The sequence below is a fragment of the Pantoea sp. Tr-811 genome (genome assembly GCF_011752535.1).
Classification (GTDB): domain Bacteria; phylum Pseudomonadota; class Gammaproteobacteria; order Pseudomonadales; family Pseudomonadaceae; genus Aquipseudomonas.
Genome location: NZ_VWXJ01000002.1, coordinates 314,000 through 328,772, shown reverse-complemented (window position 1 = coordinate 328,772; position 14,773 = coordinate 314,000). Strand labels below are relative to the sequence as shown.

Here is a 14,773-nt window from a genome sequence, read left to right as displayed (position 1 = left end):
TGACAAGGCCTTAGAAGACCGAGTTGTAGCCGCCCAGCTCGACCTGGACCGACTTGATGCGAGTGTATTGAGCCAGCGAGCTGACGCCGTTCTCACGGCCCACGCCCGACTGCTTGTAGCCACCGACCGGCATTTCCGCCGGCGATTCGCCCCAGGCGTTGATCCAGCAGATACCGGCTTCCAGCTGGTGGATGATGCGGTGGGCGCGGGAAATGTCGTTGGTGCAGACACCGGCGGCCAGGCCGTAGTCGGTGTCGTTGGCGCGGCGGATCACTTCTTCTTCGGTTTCATAGGTGAGGATGCTCATCACCGGGCCGAAGATTTCTTCCTTGACGATGGTCATGTCGTCACGGCAGTCGGTGAACACGGTCGGGGCCACGAACGCACCGTTGGCGAAGGCGCCGTCGGTCAGGCGCTCGCCGCCGCACAGCACGCGGGCACCTTCTTCTTTGCCCTTGGCGATGTAGCCGAGCACGCTTTCCATGTGCTGGAAGCTGACCAGCGGGCCGAAGTTGGTGTTCTCGTCTTCCGGGTTGCCAACGCGGATGCGGGCAACGCGCTCGGCGATCTTGGCCTCGAAGGCCGCCTTCATTTCAGCCGGGATGAACACGCGGGTGCCGTTGGTGCACACCTGGCCCGAGCTGTAGAAGTTGGCCATCATGGCGATGTCGGCGGCCTTGTCCAGGTCGGCGTCGGCGCAGATGATCAGCGGCGACTTGCCGCCCAGTTCCATGGTCACTTCCTTGAGCGACGAGCTCGAGGCGCTGGCCATGACCTTCTTGCCGGTGGTGGTGCCGCCGGTGAAGGACACTTTCTCGATGCGCGGGTGCTCGGTCAGCCAGGAGCCGACTTCGCGGCCGCTGCCGGTCAGTACGTTGAACACGCCATTGGGCAGGCCGGCTTCGGTGTAGATCTCGGCCAGTTTCAGGGTGGTCAGGGAGGTGACTTCCGACGGCTTGAAGATCATCGCGTTGCCGGCGGCCAGGGCCGGGGCGGACTTCCACAGGGCGATCTGGATCGGGTAGTTCCAGGCACCGATACCCACGGTCACGCCCAGTGGCTCGCGGCGGGTGTAGACGAAGGACGATTCGCGCAGTGGAATCTGCTCGCCTTCGATGGCCGGCACCAGGCCTGCGTAGTATTCCAGCACGTCGGCGCCGGTGACGATGTCGACGTAGCGGGTTTCCGAGTACGACTTGCCGGTGTCCAGGGTTTCCAGCATGGCCAGCTCATCGTTGCGCTCGCGCAGGATGTCGACGGCGCGGCGCAGGATGCGCGAACGCTGCATGGCAGTCATCGCTGCCCAGACCTTCTGGCCGCGCTCGGCGCTTTGCACGGCCTTCTCGACGTCAGCCTCGGTGGCACGTTGCACGTGGGCGAGGACTTCGCCGGTAGCCGGGTTGATGGCTTCGAAGGTGGCATCGCTGCCAGCGTCGACGTAAGCGCCATCAATGTAGAGTTTTTGCGTTCCGAAACGGGCCATAGTGTCCTCGCAAGTGCAGTGTGTGGTTGGCTTGCGCGTCACGCTCCTGCCGGGTTGGCGTGGGCTGTGCGCGTTGGGTCAGCAGCCTGGTCGGTTGTGCCCAGGGTGTGCTGCTTAGCCAGTTGTAGATCCATGTATTCGTTAGCAATCCGTATCGCCTGGTCGGTGTCGAATGCATCACCCGACAGGGCACCACGCAGCCACAGGCCGTCGATCAGGGCCGCCAGGCCGCGGGCAGCCTTGCGCGCATGGTAGAGCGGCAGGGCGCGGCGGAACTGGCAGCACAGGTTTGAATACAGGCGGTGATCGTTGATCCGCTGCAACCTGTGCAAATCGGGCTGGTGCATGCTGGAAGCCCAGAAGGCCAACCAGGTTTTCATTGCCGGGCCGTTCACCTGGCTGGCATCGAAGTTGCCCTCGATGATCACTTTCAGGTGAGCGCGCGGGCTGTCGTCCGTCAGGGCCTGGCGACGTGCTCGAACGCCTTCGTTGAGCATGTTCATGATGTAACCCATCGTCGCTGCGATCAGGCCGTTCTTGTCCCGAAAGTAGTGACTGATGATGCCGTTTGACACACCGGCCAAACGGGCAATCAGCGCAATGCTGGCGTCCCCCAGTCCGACCTGATCGACCGCCTGCAACGTGGCTTCGATCAACTGCTGGCGGCGGATGGGTTGCATACCGACCTTGGGCATCTTGCTATCTCCTCAGGCCTGCGAGCAGACGACAGGCGGCTGACTCGGCGAAGGCCAGTCTATTTTGTTTTGATTGAACGTTCAATCAATAAAGAATAAGCTCTGCGACAATTTGTGCCATTGACAGTTTTTCAGGCGGTCGAGAAGGCACGGATTGACACCCCAGGAAATCGTGTAACCCCCGGAATACAAGGCGTTGACGGGCATCAGCGATGCGAAATGCAGATTCTGCCGTGCGGCCACTGGCCCTGCGACAGGCCCTTGGAGCGGGCGGGGTGATCTGTGGCGAATGCGCGCACCTCGCATGAGGTAACGGCATTTGCAGCAGGCCACCTGTCTGTTTTTTGCAACGTATCGATTCGGGATCACGGTTTCCAGGGTGCTTTTATAACACCTGATGCAGTGGGGATATTCCACCAATTGCTCGGGAAAGACTGATTAGCCTCCACAAGCCGTACTGCCCGGAGCATTCGTGCAATGAGTTCTGCCTCACTTACCAAGCCCCCCGCCGAGAGGGTACGGGTCAACCGCGTGGTGTTCTTCACCTCCGCGCTGATGATCCTCGTTCTGACTGCCTTGCTGATCGCTGTCCCCGAAACTGCCGGCCAGGTGCTGGGCGTTGCCCAGAAGTGGCTGACGCGCACCTTCGGCTGGTACTACATGCTGGTGATCTGCAGTTACCTGCTGTTCGTCGTGTACCTGGCCTTCTCCGACTACGGCAAGCTCAAGCTTGGCGGCAAGGATGACCAGCCAGATTTCAGCTACGGCGCCTGGGCCGGCATGCTGTTCTCCTCCGGTATCGGTATTTCGCTGCTGTATTTCGGCGCCTCCGAGCCGCTGGACCACTACTTCAACCCACCCGAGGGTACCCCTGCCAGCCTTGAGGCCGCGCGCCAGGGCCTGCAGCTGACCTTCCTGCACTGGGGCCTGCATGGTTGGGCGATCTACGCCCTGGTGGGCCTGGCCGTGGGCTATTTTGCCTACCGCCACAACCAGCCGCTGGCCCTGCGCTCGGCGCTGTACCCGCTGGTGGGTGAGCGCTGGGTCAAGGGTGCTGCGGGCAATGCCGTGGACATCTTCGGCATGTTCGTGACCCTGCTGGGCTTGGTGACCAACCTGGGCATCGGCTCGATGCAGGTGGCCTCTGGCCTGGAATACCTGTTCGGCATGGACCACAGCAAGACCAACCTGCTGGTGGTGATCCTGGTGATGGCCGGCGTTGCCACCGTGGCCGCGGTATCGGGCGTGGAGAACGGCATTCGCCGCCTGTCCAACCTGAACATCATGCTGTTCAGCGGCCTGCTGATCTTCGTGCTGCTGGGCGGCAACACCCTGCACCTGCTCAACGGCCTGGTGCAGAACGTGGGTGACTACCTCAACGGCATCGTGCTGAAAACCTTCGACCTCTACGTGTACGAAGGCGAAGCCGGCAAGTCCGAGCGCTGGCTGGGCCTGTGGACCGTGTTCTACTGGGCCTGGTGGATTTCCTGGGGGCCGTTCGTCGGCATGTTCATTGCCCGTATCTCCAAGGGCCGCACCGTGCGCCAGTTGGTCAGCGGCGTGCTGCTGATTCCGCTGGGCTTCACCCTGGCCTGGCTGTCGATCTTCGGCAACACCGCGCTGGACCTGGTGATCAACCAGGGCGCCGTGGAGTTGGGCAAGACCGCCTTGGAACAGCCCTCGATGTCGATCTACCAGCTGCTGGAGTTCTTCCCAGCCGCGAAGATCGTGATCGGCGTGGCAGTGTTCGTTGGCTTCGTGCTGTTCCTCACCCCGGCCGACTCCGGCGCGGTGATGATGGCCAACCTGTCGTGCAAAGGCGGCAAGGTCGACGAAGACGCCCCGCACTGGATGGTGGTGTTCTGGTCGGTGATCATCACCCTGGTGACCATCGGCCTGCTGTTCGCCGGTAACTTCGAAGCCATGCAGACCATGGTGGTACTGGCGGGCCTGCCGTTCTCGGTGGTGCTGGTGCTGTTCATGTTCGGCCTGTACAAGGCCATGAAGCAGGACGTGGCGGTGGAGCAGGAACGTGCCGAACTGGCCGCCCGTGGCCGCCGCGGCTTCAGCGAGCGCCTGACCCAGCTGGAACTGCAGCCGACCCAGGCCGTGGTGCAGCGCTTCATGGACAAGCAGGTCAGCCCTGCGCTCAAGGACGCTGTCGCACAACTGCAGGCACTGGGCTTCGAGGTGGAGTCGCGGGTTGGCCAGTCGCGCAACATGATGGGCCTGCGGGTGATGATGGACGAGGGTAACCCGTTCGTTTACGAAGTGAGCCTGGACGGCTACCTGGCCGCGCCAAGCGAGGCGCCGGTCGAGGGCGAACCCCAGGAGCGCCAGCGCTTCTACCGTGCCGAAGTGTACCTGCACGATGGCAGCCAGGAGTACGACCTGATGGGCTTTGCGCCTGAGCAGATCGTGCGCGATGTGCTGGACCAGTTCGAAAGCCACCGGCAGCTGCTGGGCCGGGTCTACAGCTAAGCCCTCGGGGGGCCAGGCATAACTATCTAGCCCCCTGCAGGCACTTGGCTGGGCGACCTTGGCGGAACATTCTCCGTCAAGGTCGCCCCGCCATGCCTGAATTCCTGCCTGCCGATTTCAAAACCCTCGTCGCGACCCAGTTCGCCACCCGCCCCACCTTGCGCGAGGTGCTGGCCCGGCGCTTGCTGGCCATTCTCGAACACACCTTGCCTGCCATCGCCAGCGTGCAGCCGCCGCTGGGCAGTGCCGAGGCGGTGACGCTGATCAGCCCCCATCCAACACAGCCGCATTGGGTCACCCAGCCGCTGGTGGACGTTGCCCTGCAAGCAGTGCTCGACCAGCAGGCACTGGGTTTCTCGCCCATTGCTGGCCGCGCCTACAAGATCGGCCTGGCTGCACCGCACCGGTTTGCCGGCGATGATGACTCGCTGGGGTATCTGGACCTCGGCAGCGCAGGCTCCGCGATCAATGAACTGCTGGCCGAGCTGCCGGTGTGGTTCCAGCAAGCCCAGGTCGACTACTGGAATGCCATGGGCAGCGCCGGTGTCAGCCGTGAGCGCTGGCTGCAGTTGGTGGTGAAGATGGCCCTGTTGCAGGGCCTGCCCCTGCAAGGCCTGGACGACCAGCAGCAGCGCTGCGTGCGCGGGCTGCTAAAGGGCGGCGACCAGGCACCCACGGTGTTCGCCGTGCAGGCAACCCTCACTGAGGGCGAACGGCGCCGCCAGGTTTGCTTGCCTGCTTTGTTGGTCACGGGCGAATGGGATGAGCGCGAAGTCATCCTTTGGTGCGCACCCTCGGGTGTGATCCGGGCGTTCGACACCCTCGATGCCTTCGCCATCGGGCTGCGTGACCAGTTGGCCGGGCAGTACCGCTTCGAGCACATGAGCTGGGACCGCTACGCGCTGCAAGGGGATGCCTTCGCCTACCAGGCCACGCTGATGCTCGAAGGCCTGTTCGAGCGCCTGGCGCAGGTGCCGTACCCGTTCCTGAAGGATGTGGAGCACCTGCAGCGGGTGTTCCTGGCCTTGAGCGACCCGTCGAGCCATTTCGTCGAAGGCTACTTGGCGCCCCCTGCCGCTGCGCTACCGGCGCCGCCTGGCCTTGCCCGCGCCCGGGCCGCTGACAGCTTCGCCTACCAGTCGGCCTTGTTGGCATTGGCCCTCGACCAACTGGATTCGGACGGCATTGCCGCCCTGGATGGCATTCCCGACCTGCACACCTATACCCGGCAGCGGCTGGCCGAGGCGATGCAGGCAGACCATGCACAGGCGGCACTCTACGACAGTGATGACCTGCTGCTGGAGCTTGCCATCGCCCGTGGTGTGCCAGGTGGCGCCGGGGTTGGCAGTGGCGGCGGTGAACCGCTGGAAAGCCTCGGCCAAAAAACCCTTACCCAGTTCGCCATCGGCAACCTGGGTTCGCTGCACGGCGCCTTCATCAAGGGCATTGCACACCGAACTGGCCGCCGGTTGCCGGGTTGGCTGAACGCCGACTACCTCAAGCGCCTGGTGGGCGAGGTCGACATCGGCGGCCATTACCCGCAAGCGGTGGCGCAGCAACTGGATGAGCGCAGCCAGCGCCCCGAGCGGGTGCGCCGCTTTGCCCGCGAGTGGCGTAGTGCGCTGGTATTCCTGGCGCTGGCGGCAAGGCTTGAGGGTGGCTTGAGTGAGGCGGGCTTGCAGGTCATCGTCGATTACTGCCGGGGCCACGTTGACCGGCAGACGCCGAACATCACGCTGTTCCCGCTGGCCTTCAAGCCACGCCAGGCATCCACCCGGCATGACCTGGTGCGTGGCGCCTACGTGGTGTTTTCGGCCGAGCCGCGCAGGGCGTTGCTGTATTGCCCACTGTTCGAGCAACCCGTGCTCAAGGAGTTCGCCAGCCTTGAGGCGATGCTGCAGGCCATACGCCAAAGCGATGTGCTGCAGCAAAGCCTGCTGGCCTGGATGGCGCCGGACGCACACAGCCTTTACGCAAACGGCGGATTCGCCGACCCCCACGTCGCCATCATCGGCATCGACCCCTACAACCTGCCCGAACAAGGAGCCCCGGCGCTGCTGGATGTTCAGCTCTGGCTGAGCCAGGTGGATGAAAAACTCTATGCTGCCAACCGCGACCTGCTGGTGGAGCTTGCCCAGTTGCAGTCGACCTCCACGGCCCGTAGCCGCTGGGCGCGCCTTGCCGAAGGCGCGTGGCTGCTGTTCGATACCGCGACGCTTCTGATTGGCGGGCCCGTGGCCAGCGTGGCCTGGCTACTGCAGCTGTTCAAGGGGTTGGACGATGACCTGCAAATGCTGGCAGGTCACGATGCGTTCGGGCGTTCGGCGGCGGTGGTCGATGTGTTGCTCAACCTTGGGCTGGCGCTGCTCCATCAGCGCCAGCCCACTGTGCCGGCGCTACCACCGGCGGCGGTGGACCCGGCCCGTCTTGTTCCGCGCCTGCCATTGCGCCCGGTCGTACCCGCCGCCCAGGTGGCGCAGGGGAAAACCGTGCTCGCCGGGGCCATGCCCCTTGCCGCGAGCCAGCTCGACCTGCGTTTCCGGGGCAACCAGGGGTTCAACTACCTGACGGCAGAGAACAAGCGCGAGCTGCAACGCCTGGCTGTGGCGGTCGCCCTCGAAGGCGTGGAGCCCATTGCTTCGGGGGTTCGCCAGGGTTTGCATGAAGTGGATGGCGCCTATTACCTGACCATGGCGGGCTTGACCTACCACGTGGGCCAGGTGGACGGCGGCATCAGGATATTCGATGGCCAGCAGCTGACCGGGCCCTGGTTGCAGTTCGAGGCCGGCGCGTGGCGCATCGACCGTGCCATGCGTGGCCTGGGCGGCATGCCCAAGCGGCGAGTGGAGCGCATGAAAGAGGCCAACATGGCCCTGCTGGAGTCGTTGCAATCCCGCGAGTCGCGCTTGTTGACCGAGCTGAACGACCTGGGCGATAACTTCGAGAAGCACCGAAGCTTCCTTAGAAAGTCCATTGAGGACTTGGATGCCTACCCAGGGGAGGCCAATGACGAGCGACACAGGATCCTCACCAACCTGATGAGGCAATCGCGCTTGCGGCTGCTCACTGACATGAAGCAACTGGTAGAAAAAGGCATCGCCCATGACGAGCTCGTCAGCCAGATCGCGGCCGTGGGGCGAGCACCGGTGAACATGCAGGAGGCGATTCGCCTGCAACGCAATGCCACTCGCCGTGATTTGATCGAACGTTGCGACCTGTACACCCAAGAGCTGAGCGAGCTGATTGCACAGGCGAACTTGCAGGGCCTGGGCGACAGCATTGCCGTGCTGCCGGAAACGGACGCGGAAAAACAGAGCTACCTGGACTATTACCAGCAAGTGGAAGCGGTAGTGGGTTGGCGCACTGAGCTGGTGAACCTGTCCGAGAAGTTCGATGCCTTGCTGGAAAGCACCCTGGGCGACCGCTCGGTGGTATTTAGGGATGAACAGACCGGGGAACGTATTGGCAAAGAGGCGTGGCTTGGGCAAATCATCGAAGAGCGCCGGCTGACCTCGGTCGACCAGCAGTTCGGCCTGTTGATGGACCTGGCCGAAGCCAGCCTGAACCGCCTGGCGCCGATCGATGAGCAGGTCTTGGTCGATTACGCCGACTACCTGGCCAGTGCCGAGCTGAAAAGCTCCGGCAGTGCCCATGGCGAGGTCGCGGCCCAGCCGGACTTGAAGGAGCGGGTCGATATCCTCTCCGGCGTCTTGCAGGATTACCAGCAGGCCGAAGCGATGAGCGACTACCTGGCCAGCCTGGGTGGGGAGGGTATCCGGCAGGCGCCGCTGGCCGCCTACCGCAAGGTGCTCAAAGGCCTGATGGACGCGATTCAGGAAGACCTGAACCAGGCCGTGCGCGAGCTCGAACTGGCCGAGCCGCGCCGGCCACGGGTGACGCTCTACGCCAGCCGTGGGGGCCGGCGCAAGGTGGTGACCACGCGCCGGGGCCATAAAGTGGTGGGTGAGGAAACCGATGTCGACGGCGAAACGGTTATCCAGCAGCTGGACTTTCGCAAGGCGGTGCTCAAGACCTTCCACCAGCATGACGGCCAATGGGTAGAGGACAGCGGCACATCACCGACCAGCCCGGAGCCCGCGCTTCCAGGCGACGACGCGCTAGGCGCGGCGCGGGCCGAGGGCCTGCTGGCACAAGTGGAACAGGTGATCGCCCTGGCCAGGCAGTACGTGAAGTCCGACGAGCCGCGCGGGTTGGAAACGGTCATCGACGGCCATATCGAAAAGCTCGCCGAGTTCACCGGCAAGCTGACGGTGGCCGCGCATGAAACCCTGCACGAGGCATTGAACGACGGCATCGACCGCTTGCGCCTGGCCAAGGACGACCTGCTGCGCGGCCTGTACCTCACGACCCGCCACCCGACGGCAGACAGCCTGCGCTTTCTGCTGCGCAGCGGCGAGGTGACGGTCACCCGCTCGGAACAGCGCAAACCGACCCAGGCCGGTGATTACCTGGACATCTATGAAATCCGCAGGCGCCCGGTGGGCAAGCAGGCCCAGGGCAGTGGCCTGTGGGAAGCGCATTTTCATTATCGGGCGCAAGCCACGCCGGCGCTTGAGTTCGACAAGGGCCACTTGAAAATCTGGTCCGAGCGCAAGCTGGGGCGCAACGCGCAAATGCGTGCTGCGCAAACCCGTAACGAGTTGCTGTTCATCTATCGCGGTGAACTGAAGGCCCAGCAGGTCGCGGACCTGTTCCCCTTCGCGTGAGTGCCGGTACGAGCCGCTGCTGCTCCCGCTAGCGCGGGGCGGCAGCGTTGCTGTAGCGCCCCTGGTGGCCGTGGGCGGGCATCGCCTGGTTGCCACGCTCGGCAATCATCTGCTGCAGGCGGATCAGTTCCACACCGTGGCGCTTGAGCTGCGGGATGGCCTGTTCCAGTACCGCCAGGGTCTGCGGGTAGGGGTGGCCGATCAGCACGGCCGAGCCCTGTTTGCGGGCCAGGGCAATGCCTTGCTGCAACTGCCCGGCAATGGCTTCGGGGGTGCGCACGTCATCAAGGAACACATCCCGCGACACGTGCGCCAGGCCGAGCGCCTGGGCCTCGGCGGCGGCGACCGTGGCGGCGCTGGTGCGGCTGTCGACGAAGAACAGGTGGCGGCGCTGCAGTTCTCCCATCAACCAGGTCATCGGCTCTCGCTGGGCGGTCATGCGGCTGCCCATGTGGTTGTTGATGCCAGCGGCGTAAGGCACCTTGGCCAATGCGGCGTCCAGGCGCCGGGCGAGCTCTTCGAGGGGAATTTCAGGGTGCCAGGCATAGGGGCCGGTGGCCGGGTCCATGGGCATGTGCAGGATCACCGTTTTGCCGGCCTTGTGGGCCTGGCGGGCGAAATCCGTGGCATGGGGGGTGTCGGGCATGATCGCCATGGTCACAGGCCCTGGCAGGGCGAGGGTACGGCTGTCACGCTCGGCGCTTTGGCCCAGGTCGTCGATGATGATGCTCAGGTAGGCCTTGCCGGCCGGCGCCGCTTGCGCGACGCCGGCCAACAGGCAGAACAGCAGACACAGCAGATAACGCATGGGGAAGTATCAGTCGCCTTTGGTGACGTTCAGGCCCTTGAGCAGGCTCAAGGCCTGGCTCAGCTGGTAGTCGCTGTCCTGCGGGCGCTCGGTACGCTTGCCGCTGCTGCCGGTGGGGCGGTCGGCGCCGCCGTTGCCGTTGCCCAGGTGGCCTTGCAGGTCGGCTTCCTTGAAGGTGTCGTTGTCGCTGGCATCGGTGGTCAGCTTGGCCGGGCGCACTTCGATGTCGGGAACGATGCCCTGGGCCTGGATCGAGCGGCCGTTGGGGGTGTAGTACAGGGCTGTGGTGAGCTTCAGCGCTCGGTCGTTGGCCAGCGGCAGCACGGTTTGTACCGAGCCTTTGCCGAAGCTGTCGGTGCCCATCAGCACGGCACGTTTCTGGTCTTGCAGGGCGCCGGCGACGATTTCCGAGGCCGAGGCGCTGCCACCGTTGATCAGCACCACCAGCGGCACGCCTTCGCTGGCGTCGGCGGGGTCGGCGGTGAAGCGCAGCTCGGAGTTGGCGATGCGGCCCTTGGTGTAGACGATCAGGCCCTTGGTCAGGAAGTGGTCGGCCACTTCCACCGCCGCCTGCAGCACGCCGCCTGGGTTGTTGCGCAGGTCCAGCACCAGGCCGCGCAGTTTCTTGCCGTTGTCCTTGCGCAGCTTGGCCAGGGCCTTGCCCACTTCCTCGCCAGTCTTGACCTGGAACTGGGTGATGCGGATGTAGCCGTAGCCGCTTTCCAGCAGTTGGCTCTTCACGCTCTTGACCTGGATCACCGCACGGGCGAGGGTCACGTCGAACGGGTTGCCGCCGTCACGCACCAGGGTCAGGGTGATTTTCTCGCCGATCTTGCCGCGCATCTTGTCGACCGCTTCGGTCATGGTCTGGCCGCGGGTAGGGGCGCCGTTGATCTTGACGATCAGGTCACCCGCCTGCACACCGGCACGGGACGCCGGGGTGTCGTCGATCGGCGACACCACCTTGATCATGCCGTCTTCCTGGCCCACTTCGATGCCCAGGCCGCCGAATTCGCCGCTGGTGCTTTCCTGCAGCTCCTGGAAGTCCTCGGGGCCCAGGTAGGCCGAGTGCGGGTCGAGGTTGCTGAGCATGCCCTTGATGGCGTTTTCCAGCAGGGTCTTGTCGTCAACAGGCTCTACATAGGCGGCCTTGATGCGGTCCATGACCTCGGCGAAGGTGCGCAGCTCTTCCAGTGGCAGCGGCGCCTTGGCGGTCACCTCGGTGGCCGGCACCGCGGCGGGCTTGGCGGCCTTGGCCGGCTCGGCAGCAACGGCCAGGGGAGCGCCGACCACCAGGGCGATGGTCAGGGCCAGCTGGGTGAGGCGAGGCGAGTGCAGCATGTCGAACGAACTCCTGATCCTGTAGGCGCTCCCGTGGGAGCATCGGCGCAGCGCCAGGCGCTACGCCGTCAATGTTGTGTCAGCCTCGGCACCACTGGGCAGGGTCGGTGGGGCGGCCCTGCTGACGGATGGCGAAGTACAAGCCTGCGGCGTCCTGGCCGCCGCTGTCGCCAACGGTGGAAATGGCCTCGCCGGCCTTGACGATGTCCCCGGCGCTCTTGAGCAGGCTCTGGTTGTGGCCGTAGAGGCTCAGGTAACCATTACCATGGTCGAGAATGACCAGAAGTCCAGCGCCGCGCAACCAGTCGGCGAACACCACGCGCCCGCCGTGCACCGCATGCACCTGGGTGCCGGGGCTGGCGCTGATCATCACCCCGTCCCATTTGGCGCGGGCATCGCTGCCGCGGGCATCACCGAAGCGTGCCAGTAATCGACCATTGACCGGCCATGGAAGTTTTCCCCGCGCCGCGGAAAATGCACCGCCGTAGCTGGCGCCGTCGCTGGAAACCATCGGGCCGAGGGTAGTGCGGGCCTTTTTCGGCGGTTCGGCGTCTTCTTTTTCCGCTTTGTCGGCACGGGCCGCCGCCAAGGCTTCCTGCTGGCGGCGCTTCTCGGCTTCCTGCTGGGCCAACAGGGCCTTCTTGCGCGCCTCTTCGGCTTCGCGGGCCTGGCGGGCGAGGGTTTCCTCGATGGTTTTGAGCACCTTGGCAAGGTCGGCCTGGTCTTGCTCGCGGGCCTGCAGCTTCTGGTCGTGGTCCTTGACGTCGCTGTTGAGCTTGGCCAGCACCTGCTGGCGCTTGCCGCGTTCGGCGTCCAGGGCCTGGCGGCGGCTGTCGAGGTCGGCGCGCTGGGCCAGCAGCTGCTCTTGCTGGCGGGAAATATCCTGCTCGACGTTGGCCAGCTGGCGCAGGGTTTCGTTGAAGGCCTTGAGCTGGTCGAGGCGTGCCTTGCTCAGGTAGTCGTAGTAGGTGAGGGTGCGGGCGAATTTCTCGGGGTTCTGCTGGTTGAGCAGCAGCTTGAGGTATTCCTCGCGCCCATTGTTCTGGTAGGCCGAACGGGCCTGGATGGCGATCAGCCGTTGTTGTTCAACGCGGGCGCTCTGGAGTTTTTTTTTCTCGGTATCAAGGCGCTCCAGCTCGCCCTCGGTCTTTTTTAGTGCTTGTTGCAGGGCCTCCACCTGCTTCTCCAGGTTGCCGATATCGGTTTCGGTGGCCTTGAGGTCTTTTTGTACGCCGGCTTTTTCTTCCTGCAGCTTGCCCAATGTCTTCTTGAGCTCGGCAATGTCCTGGCGGGTGGAGTCCAGTTGTTGCTGGGTCTGCGCGCGCTCGTCGGCGAAGGCCGGGCTGAGCAGGCAGGACAAGGCTAGTAGGATCAGGGCGCGTAGCATGGGGTTTGGCGTACCGGGGCTGGAGACCGGCCTAGTATGCCCGTGCGGGCAGGCAAAAAAAACGCCTCGCTGTGGGGACAGGGGGGCGTTTGTCTGGAATTCATGCGTGGGTGGGGCTGCTTTGCGGCCCATCGCGACTTGGCAGTCGCTCCTACGGGGGTTACGCGATTCCCTGGTAGGAGCGACTGCCAAGTCGCGAAGGGCCGCAAAGCGGCCCCGCTCCACAATCAACCGTCAACCAGAATCGAAGTACCGGTCATTTCCGAAGGCTTCTCCAGCCCCAGCAGCTTCAGCATGGTTGGCGCCACGTCAGCCAGCACGCCGCCTTCGCGGACCTGCACCTTGCGCTTGCCAACATAAATGAAGGGCACAGGCTCCGTGGTGTGGGCGGTGTGCGCCTGGCCGGTGCTTTCGTCTTCCATCTGCTCGACATTGCCATGGTCGGCCGTGATCAGCGCTTCGCCGCCGACCTTGTCCAGCGCCTCGACGATGCGCCCAACGCAGCCGTCCAGGGCTTCCACGGCCTTGACCGCGGCCTGGAACACGCCGGTGTGGCCGACCATGTCGCCGTTGGCGTAGTTGACCACGATCACATCGTAGCGCTGCTGCTCGATGGCCTCGACGATGCGGTCGGTGACCTCCGGCGCGCTCATTTCCGGCTGCAGGTCGTAGGTAGCAACCTTTGGCGATGGAATCAGGATGCGCTCTTCGCCTTCGAACGGCTCTTCACGGCCACCGGAGAAGAAGAAGGTAACGTGGGCGTATTTCTCGGTTTCGGCGATGCGCAGCTGGGTTTTGCCGTTCTTCGCCAGGTACTCGCCAAGCACGTTGTTCAGGCTGGCCGGGGCAAATGCCGCCGGGGCCGGGATTTTCGCCGAATACTGGGTGAGGCCGATGTAGGCGGCCAGCTTGGGCAGGCGGGCGCGGGGGAATTCGTTGAAATCGGGCTCGACGAACACGCGCGACAGCTCGCGGGCGCGGTCGGCGCGGAAGTTCATGAAGATCACCGCGTCGCCGTCTTCGACCTTCACCGCCTCGCCAATGCGCGTGGCCTTGACGAACTCGTCGCTCTCGTCACGCGCATAGGCCGCTTCCAGGCCGGCAACGGCGCTGTCGGCGGTGTATTCGGCGGTGCTGTCGACGATCAGGTTATAGGCGGCGCTGACCCGGTCCCAGCGGTTGTCGCGGTCCATGGCATAGTAACGGCCGATCAGGCTGGCGATGCGGCCCTTGCCGAGCTTGGCGAAGGTGGCGTCGAGCAGTTCGATGGACGATTGGGCACTGCGCGGCGGGGTGTCGCGGCCGTCGAGGAAGGCGTGCAGGTAGATTTTCTCGGCACCGCGTTGCACGGCCAGTTCGGCCATGGCCACCAGGTGGTCCTGGTGGCTGTGAACGCCACCGTCGGACAGCAGGCCAAGGATGTGCACGGCCTTGCCGTTGGCGGCGGCCTTGTCGACGGCGCCGGTGAGCACCGGGTTCTGGAAGAACTCGCCATCGCGGATGGCCTTGGTCACCCGGGTGAAGTCCTGGTAGACGACGCGCCCGGCCCCGAGGTTCATGTGGCCGACTTCGGAGTTGCCCATCTGCCCGTCCGGCAGGCCAACGTCCATCCCGGAACCGGAAATCAAACCATGCGGCTGGGTGGCGCGCAGGCGGTCGTAGACCGGTGTGTTGGCGGCGTAGATGGCGTTGTATTCGGGGCTTTCGCTATGGCCGAATCCATCCAGGATGATCAGGACCAGGGGTTTGGGCGTGCTCGTCATCAATCAAACTCACGGTTGTTCAAAGATGATAAAGACACGCATTTTAGGGCAAATGCGCCATCAGCGGCGAATAATCGTCCTGCTCACC

Annotated in this window: 8 protein-coding genes; 2 read left to right on the top strand and 6 right to left on the bottom strand. The window is 64.4% G+C overall.

Annotation, left to right across the window (positions count from 1 at the left end):
- Nucleotides 1-10: 10 nt before the first annotated feature.
- Nucleotides 11-1,483, bottom strand: coding sequence for a betaine-aldehyde dehydrogenase (gene betB, locus F3J44_RS03990; protein ID WP_167064573.1), 1,473 nt, complete (start codon nucleotides 1,481-1,483; stop codon nucleotides 11-13).
- A 38-nt stretch (nucleotides 1,484-1,521) separates the two neighbouring features.
- Complete coding sequence (betI, locus tag F3J44_RS03985) at nucleotides 1,522-2,178, bottom strand: transcriptional regulator BetI (protein ID WP_167064570.1); 657 nt, start codon at nucleotides 2,176-2,178, stop codon at nucleotides 1,522-1,524.
- Between the two features lie 477 nt (nucleotides 2,179-2,655).
- Here betI and F3J44_RS03980 point away from each other — a divergent pair, with 477 nt between their 5' ends.
- Together F3J44_RS03980 and F3J44_RS03975 are read left to right on the top strand one after the other, a co-directional pair.
- The gene (locus F3J44_RS03980; RefSeq protein ID WP_167270716.1) at nucleotides 2,656-4,659 is read left to right on the top strand and encodes a BCCT family transporter; all 2,004 of its coding nucleotides are present in this window, start codon (nucleotides 2,656-2,658) and stop codon (nucleotides 4,657-4,659) included.
- A 92-nt stretch (nucleotides 4,660-4,751) separates the two neighbouring features.
- A complete protein-coding gene (locus F3J44_RS03975; protein ID WP_167270714.1) occupies nucleotides 4,752-9,386 on the top strand; it encodes a dermonecrotic toxin domain-containing protein in 4,635 nt (1,544 codons plus the stop codon).
- 28 nt (nucleotides 9,387-9,414) lie between these two features.
- Here F3J44_RS03975 and F3J44_RS03970 read toward each other — a convergent pair whose 3' ends face one another.
- The 4 genes from F3J44_RS03970 to gpmI all read right to left on the bottom strand — a co-directional run bounded on the left by F3J44_RS03970 (nucleotide 9,415) and on the right by gpmI (nucleotide 14,685).
- Entirely contained in the window at nucleotides 9,415-10,194 is a 780-nt protein-coding gene (locus F3J44_RS03970; RefSeq protein WP_167270712.1) for a divergent polysaccharide deacetylase family protein, read from the bottom strand.
- A gap of 9 nt (nucleotides 10,195-10,203) precedes the next feature.
- The gene (locus tag F3J44_RS03965) at nucleotides 10,204-11,535 is read right to left on the bottom strand and encodes a S41 family peptidase (RefSeq protein WP_167270710.1); all 1,332 of its coding nucleotides are present in this window, start codon (nucleotides 11,533-11,535) and stop codon (nucleotides 10,204-10,206) included.
- Nucleotides 11,536-11,614: 79 nt separating this feature from the next.
- A complete protein-coding gene (locus F3J44_RS03960; protein WP_167270708.1) occupies nucleotides 11,615-12,922 on the bottom strand; it encodes a murein hydrolase activator EnvC in 1,308 nt (435 codons plus the stop codon).
- Between the two features lie 227 nt (nucleotides 12,923-13,149).
- The gene (gpmI, locus tag F3J44_RS03955) at nucleotides 13,150-14,685 is read right to left on the bottom strand and encodes a 2,3-bisphosphoglycerate-independent phosphoglycerate mutase (protein WP_167064552.1); all 1,536 of its coding nucleotides are present in this window, start codon (nucleotides 14,683-14,685) and stop codon (nucleotides 13,150-13,152) included.
- Nucleotides 14,686-14,773 lie beyond the last annotated feature (88 nt).

What these genes read in the sequence shown, in the direction of transcription:
- betB (WP_167064573.1), bottom strand. Translation starts at nt 1,483, where the DNA reads ATGGCCCGTTTCGGAACGCAAAAACTCTACATTGATGGCGCTTACGTC.
- F3J44_RS03965 (WP_167270710.1), bottom strand. Translation starts at nt 11,535, where the DNA reads ATGCTGCACTCGCCTCGCCTCACCCAGCTGGCCCTGACCATCGCCCTG.
- gpmI (WP_167064552.1), bottom strand. Translation starts at nt 14,685, where the DNA reads ATGACGAGCACGCCCAAACCCCTGGTCCTGATCATCCTGGATGGATTC.
- F3J44_RS03970 (WP_167270712.1), bottom strand. Translation starts at nt 10,194, where the DNA reads ATGCGTTATCTGCTGTGTCTGCTGTTCTGCCTGTTGGCCGGCGTCGCG.
- F3J44_RS03960 (WP_167270708.1), bottom strand. Translation starts at nt 12,922, where the DNA reads ATGCTACGCGCCCTGATCCTACTAGCCTTGTCCTGCCTGCTCAGCCCG.
- F3J44_RS03980 (WP_167270716.1), top strand. Translation starts at nt 2,656, where the DNA reads ATGAGTTCTGCCTCACTTACCAAGCCCCCCGCCGAGAGGGTACGGGTC.
- F3J44_RS03975 (WP_167270714.1), top strand. Translation starts at nt 4,752, where the DNA reads ATGCCTGAATTCCTGCCTGCCGATTTCAAAACCCTCGTCGCGACCCAG.
- betI (WP_167064570.1), bottom strand. Translation starts at nt 2,178, where the DNA reads ATGCCCAAGGTCGGTATGCAACCCATCCGCCGCCAGCAGTTGATCGAA.